Origin of the sequence: Candidatus Synechococcus spongiarum (assembly GCF_900047545.1) — a bacterium.
In the GTDB taxonomy this organism is placed as follows: domain Bacteria; phylum Cyanobacteriota; class Cyanobacteriia; order PCC-6307; family Cyanobiaceae; genus Synechococcus_B; species Synechococcus_B spongiarum_C.
Genome location: NZ_FITM01000016.1, coordinates 1 through 5,171, shown reverse-complemented (window position 1 = coordinate 5,171; position 5,171 = coordinate 1). Strand labels below are relative to the sequence as shown.

Sequence of the window (5,171 nt, the reverse complement as noted above, 5' to 3'; positions counted from 1 at the left end):
CCAGGCACTTCCTTGTGGAAACGGCTGACGGCTGTTGGTAGTTCTGGGCTGGCCATTGGCCACCACCTGACCCGGTTGGGGGAGGCCAACTGGGCCAGGTCAACACCGTTCAGGCTCAAACACCAGCTCCGGCACCACCACTTCCCAGGAATCGCACTTAATTCCGTGTTGATAATTTGGCTGCGCTTGCGTACGGCTCCGGACAATCACGGCCAGCACCGTGATGGAGCGGCATCTCATCCCTGGCGGCGGCTGAAAGGCCTGGGCAAGACGCCCTACCACCTGCCCTGTGGAGTCCAGAAGCTCCCAACGCCCACGGGGGCCAACGTGTGTCGTGAGCAGGTCAGCGGGGGACAGGGCCGCGATGGCGGCGTGAATGGGGTCAGCGTCAAAGTGGCGTCCTGCAAAGCCCAGGTCCACGTCTTTAAGCTCGGCGCGAACATGACGGTACGCCATGGCCGGGGAAGGGGGTTGGATGGGGACGGGTTCGCGCCAGAGCACGGCGGGAAGCTCCGCCAAGCCCTTCTGCAAGCGATGGTTCTGCTGGAAGCGGGCCAGCAGCAACGTGTGTCTGGCGCGGGTCATGGCCACGTAGTAGAGGCGGCGCTGTGCGTCCGGGTCCTCCCCTTGCCGGGTGCGATCCCAGGCCCCGTCCAGCACCGCCACGTGGTCAAACTCCAGGCCTTTGGCCCCGTGGGCGGTCACCAGCAGCAGGCCCTGCTGACGTTGACGCACGTCCCGGCTCCACTCCGCCAGCCATTCGATGCAGTGCTCTACCGGGGTCTCCCCAGCACCTGTTTCCAGCCTGTAATCCTGGACGGCCTGCCGCAGCAGGTCGCACCAGGGACCTGACGGTTGGGCGGCAATCCAGGCCTCCAGCGCGTCGCCATCCACCACCTGGGGCGTGCGATTGCGCAGCCAGGTGACCAGGGCCTGGGTTTCCCGCAGGCGCCAGACGCTGGGGATGGTCTCGTTGCCCATCTGCACCGGGATGCCACGGGCTTCACAGAAGGCCCTGACCGGGTGCAGCCATGTCCACTCACGGGCCACCACGGCACAGCGGCACCAGTCCCAGTGGGGCGCCAACGCCTTGAGGCGCAACAGCTCCCCCATAACAACCTGGGCCTGGGACAGGGGGTTGGTGCCCACCGGCAGGATCTGTACCCGCCCCTGGGCGACGGTGTCAACGGCTTCCCATGGGTCACCCGGTGGGTCCTTCTCCCGTGACCGGTCAACGTGGATGGGATGATCAGCCTTCATCCGCTCTCGCGCCGGGGCAATGACGGCATTGGCTGCCGCGATGATGTGGGCCGTGGAGCGGTAATTTGCCGTCAGGTAGCTGGGCCTGGGGCCGTAATCTGCTTCAAAGCGACGAATGAATTTCACCGAAGCGCCCTTGAAGGCGTAGATATTCTGGTCGTCGTCCCCCACGGCGAAGAGGGTGAGCTTGCCGGCGTCGTACCCTATGGTGCGCCCGGCCAAGGCGGAGATCAAGGCATACTGGTCGGCGTCAATGTCCTGGTACTCGTCCACCAGAATCCAGCGGAAGCCCGTCAGCAGTTGGTTCCGCCGTTCATCCGCCTCTGCCTCTGGCAAGCCCTTCCCCTGCAGCACGTCCACAGCGCGGCGGATCACGTCCCGGAAGGCGTTGTCGTCTGGTTGATGGCCGGAACGCTCCAGCTGCCCACTGAAACTGGCGCCAGCCAACCGCATGGCCAACCCATGGCAGGTGAGTACGGTCACGCCCCGGGCGTCGTCTCCAAGCAACGCCTCCAGACGATGGCGGATTTGCACTGCGGCATGACGGTTGTATGCCAAGGCCACAATGCCCCGGGGGGGTTCCCGTCGCACCCGGATCAGGTAGGCGATCCTGTGGACCAGCACCCGGGTCTTGCCGGAGCCGGGACCGGCCAGCACCAGCACGTTGGTCTGCTCCCGGTCATCGGCGACAACGTGCTGCTGGATCGGATTCTTCAGGTTTTCCACAATGGCCTGCCATGAAGCGGGTGTCGTCTGGCGTCCGATCTCCTTGTCTCGCCCTGACAACCAGCGGGCCAGGAACCGATCTTCCGGCAAACTGAAGTAGTCCTTGGACAGAAGCAGCGCTTCCCCCATATCAGCGAGGCCCCGCTTGGCGAACTCCGCCATCACGTGGACCTGCAGGACCTTTCCCTGATAATGCAGCGCCAGCGGTTCGAAGTCCGCCTTCGTGAAGCTACGCCGCCGTTCTCCTTGTTTAAGGCGGATGGTCATGGCGGGACGGAACACGGTCAGGCCCTTGTTGAGGCGGATGATGTCCAGCTCATGGAGCCACATCAGGGCCCGATCCAGCAGCCTTTGGGGATGCTGCACCTGGCTGTTCAACACCAGGTCGGACGTCAGGACCTGCAACAGCCGGCCCATGGTGGTTTCCGCCAGCAGGTCCGTGCCCCGGATTCCACGGGGCAGGCAGCTCAGCAGATGGTCCAGAAAACAGCCGGCCCCCATGTGGCGACGGCGCACCGTCTCCTCAAGTGCCGACCATTCGCGCCGCAGGGTCACCCGCACCGTCTCCATGTTCCGGTTGCGCACCGACCAACTGCCCCCTGCCCCGTCCTCACCCCGTCCGTCATCGGCAATGCCCCGAACAATGCGCCGCAACCGTTCTGGCAAAGGATCGGGACAGCCATGATCCCGTAAGACCTGGGCAGCCCTGCGCACATGCAGAAAGGAGATGTCCCCCTTCCCTTGATCTGGCGCCGCCTCCCGCATGTGGGCGATGAGAGCCATCTCCAATGCCTTCGCATCCTCCAGGCGCCTTTGCGAGGCATGCACCACACCTTTGTGGACAAACGCAGTGATCACCGTGTCGTTGTTGGCGATGCCCAGGCGCTCCAGATCGTGGAGGGCGGCCCGTACACCCTCGGGACTCAACCCTGCGACCCCCATCAATTCGTCCGTGGTGACCCCTTCATCTGGGGGCGCGTTGATCAGCCTTGCGGTGATCCTCAGGAGTTGGCGGCGGCGGGCCTCCGTCATGGTCTGCACCCGGTCCAGCCGTCCTTTGGCCTGCTTGAGGGAGCTAACCTGCAGGGAAGACGGAAACACGTGGACAACGTTCTCCTCCCGGGTGAGCAACTGCGTCTCCTCCAACCAGGTGAGGGCCGTGTGGACGCGGGTGTCGTCGGTGACAGAATCCCGTTGGAAGGCCCCGTCTTCGTCTTCCCTCAGGATTTCCCCCGCCGTGGCCACCACCTCATCTTTGAAACGCCTCTTCCGGTTCAGGTTACGCAGTGCCCGGAGGATGCCCTGGATCTCCACCCGGTTGAGCCGGGAGTGGGCCGATAATTTGAATTGCTGCTCCACGTCCTCAGGCGTGTACAGCAGCACGCAATGGGCCAATTCACGATCACGGCCGGCCCGGCCCGCCTCCTGGAGATAGTTCTCCAACGACCCCGGAACGTCGGCGTGGATCACCAGCCGCACGTCCTGCTTGTCGATGCCCATGCCGAAGGCGTTGGTGGCGACAATGGCGCGTAAATCCCCATGGATGAAGCGCCGTTGCACGTCCTTCCTGGTCTCCGGCGGCAAGCCCCCATGGAAGTGGGCCACTGCCAACCCCTTGGTTTGCAGATATTGGGCCACCTCCTCGCTTTGGCGCCGCGTTGCGCAGTAGACGATGGCGCCACCGCGTACGGCGGGAGGCAAGGACTCCATCAGGATTTGATAAACACGGGCAAGCTTCTCGCCGCCGGTGGTGGGCATCACCTCAAAGCGGAGATTGGTTCGTTTGGCGCCGCCATCAAACACCTTCAGGTCAATGGCCAGTTGGTCGCGAAAGTACGTCCTGATCTCGTCGATCACGTCTGGTTTGGCGGTGGCGGTGAGGCACAGCACCGGCGGGATGGGTCCTGACCCCGCCTTCTCCCGGATGAAGCGGCCCACATAGCGGTAATCCGTGCGGAAATCATGGCCCCAGCGGGACAGGCAGTGGGCTTCATCGAGCACCCAGCCGCCAATCTCCCGCTGCTCCAGCACCCGCCGCAGGGAGCGGGAGCGCAACTGCTCCGGCGAGATCAGGAGAATGCCCGCGTCCCCCAGGCGAACCTTGTCCAGAACGTCGGCTCGCTCCGGCATGGAGAGGAGACTGTTGATGGAGAAACACCCCCCAATGCCGCGGGCCTCAAGACCCACCACCTGATCCACCATCAGCGCCACCAGGGGGGAGATGACCACCGTCAGAACCCCGGTTTTGTGGTAGCGGGACAGGGCCGGGAGCTGATAGCAGAGGGACTTGCCCGTGCCCGTGGGCAGAATCCCCAGCAGGTGGTCTCCCGCCATGGCACATTCCACAATGGTTTCCTGGAGGGGGACTCCCCAGTCATCCGCCGGTTCAGGGCGAAAGCTGTCGAAGCCGAACCAGCGCTTCAACTCCTTGCGGGCATCGTGGTGTTCCCGACACCAGTGGCAGGCGGGGTCCGTGCAGGCCAGGTCCCTCAACCGATGGACCCATCGACCCGCTTGCGGGAACTGATGGCGCACCCAGGGCGGCATCACCGAATTGTCCCCTGCCACGGACAGCCACGCCAGCGCATAGGACAGGGACCAGCCCAACTGCCGCGCCCCATTCACAACCTCCCTCCTCTGGCTGATGCAGGCGCGCCCCTTGAGAAAGTCGCCAATGGCCTGTCGCCCCTCAGCGGCAGTGGGTCGGGGGGCGCTGCGCAGAACGGAGAAGAGGGCATCCAGCGCTCGATCCACACCTTCCGGCTGTGGTGTGCCCAGCCAGTGCCAAGCCGCGAGCAGCTCCGGCTGGTTGTGCTGCACCTCCTGCAGGGCCTGGCGCTGATCGCCAAACACCTCCAGGGCAATGCGGGCATCCAGTTCGGGGTTATTGATCTGCCCACGCTGGAGGCTGCCGTCCTGGTAGTGCTTCACCAGGCGGTGATAGGGGTTGCGAGGAAAGGCCAGGGGGCTGAGACGCAGGGTATCCACCTGGGGGAGCTCCAGGAGCCCCAGCCCGGGCAGGGTGGCCTTGAGGTGCGGGACGTCGAAGGCGATCAGGTTGTGACCCAACAGGGCATCCACCCCCTCGGTCAATGCATCCAGCCGTGACAACTCCACTTTAGATCCACCACCGCAACAGCTTTCGCCAGTATCCGAGCGCACCGCGCCAAAGGCACGGATACGAC

The 5,171-nt window shown here is 64.4% G+C and carries 1 protein-coding gene; it reads right to left on the bottom strand.

Annotated features, from left to right (window positions below):
• Window positions 1-99 precede the first annotated feature (99 nt).
• A partial coding sequence (locus FLM9_RS00615; RefSeq protein ID WP_218969702.1) for a RecQ family ATP-dependent DNA helicase occupies window positions 100-5,171 on the bottom strand: 5,072 nt, incomplete at its 5' end.